1 protein-coding gene and 1 pseudogene are annotated in these 390 nt (G+C 75.1%); one reads left to right on the top strand and one right to left on the bottom strand.

Annotated elements, in window-relative coordinates; translation table 11 throughout:
- On the top strand, window positions 1–86 hold an 86-nt coding region (locus tag KUM38_RS41445), incomplete at its 5' end, for a DUF3263 domain-containing protein (protein ID WP_217137311.1).
- A gap of 165 nt (window positions 87–251) precedes the next feature.
- On the opposite strand, the pseudogene KUM38_RS42790 reads toward KUM38_RS41445, so the two are convergent.
- Window positions 252–390: pseudogene (locus KUM38_RS42790) on the bottom strand (trehalose-phosphatase); the annotation flags it as partial.

Genomic DNA, 390 nt, shown 5'->3' with positions numbered 1-390 from the left:
TGGACGACCCCCGGGCCCTCGCCCACGACCCGGTGACGGTCAACCGCCTCCGCCGCGTACGGGAAACCCGCCGCACAGAGCGTTGATCGCCCCCGCCGCCCCTTCCCGTCCCCGGGGGCGCTGCCCCCGAACCCCCGCTCCTCAAACGCCGGAGGGGCTGACATTCAGCCCCTCCGGCGTTTTGAGGAGCGGGGTCTGGGGCGGAGCCCCAGGATCGGGACGGGAAGGGGCGGCGGGGGCGAGAAAACCTCTCAGCGCATCCGCTCCGCCAACCCCCGCAGCAGCCGTACGACCCCCGCCGGCCCGTCGACCACCACGTCCGCACGCTCCCGCAGCTCCGCGACCTCGTCGCTGCCGCTGCACACCAGCAGCCCCGGAGTGCCGGCGGAG

Origin of the sequence: Streptomyces sp. AC558_RSS880 (assembly GCF_019049255.1) — a bacterium.
Lineage (GTDB): Bacteria > Actinomycetota > Actinomycetes > Streptomycetales > Streptomycetaceae > Streptomyces.
The sequence above is the reverse complement of the archived record's forward strand: the minus strand, read 5'-3'. Positions and strand labels throughout refer to the sequence as shown.